The sequence below is a fragment of the Streptomyces sulfonofaciens genome (assembly GCF_014656295.1).
Taxonomy (GTDB): domain Bacteria; phylum Actinomycetota; class Actinomycetes; order Streptomycetales; family Streptomycetaceae; genus Streptomyces; species Streptomyces sulfonofaciens.
Map to the genome: position 1 here is coordinate 1 of NZ_BNCD01000110.1, position 515 is coordinate 515.

Here is a 515-nt window from a genome sequence, read left to right on the forward strand (position 1 = left end):
GTTTCAAACTATTTTTTAGGGGTTTTGCCTAAAAGCTATTCTATGAGCGAAGAAAACAACATTTTAGGCTTGTATGATGAGCATTTCTTGCTCACTAAAAACGAAAACTTAGTGGGAATCCTCCGTTTAGAGGGGGTGAGTTACACCCATTTAAGCACAGAGCAATTGCAAGATCTCTTCACCGAGCGCCAAATGGTGTTGGATTCTTTAGAAAAAGTCGTGGCACGCCTTGTGGTTAAAAGGCGTAAAATTGATCACCAACAAAATATCCAAACCAATTCCAAATACTTGCAAGCGATTTTGAATCAATTTGAAAATAAAGAAGTGTATGAAAATCAGTATTTTTTAGTTTTAGAAAGCACGCATTCTTTACAAGGCGTTTTAGAGCATAAGAAAAAATCTCTCATGCATGCCAATAGGGAAAATTTTAAGGACATTCTCTCTTATAAAGCGCATTTTTTGCAAGAAACTTTAAAAAGCTTAGAAATCCAACTCAAAAACTACGCCCCCAAACT

General features: G+C 35.9%; 1 protein-coding gene. It reads left to right on the forward strand.

Annotation, left to right across the window (positions count from 1 at the left end; translation table 11 throughout):
• Window positions 1-42: 42 nt before the first annotated feature.
• On the forward strand, window positions 43-515 hold a 473-nt coding region (locus IE313_RS36770), incomplete at its 3' end, for a putative type IV secretion/conjugal transfer ATPase (protein WP_229925216.1).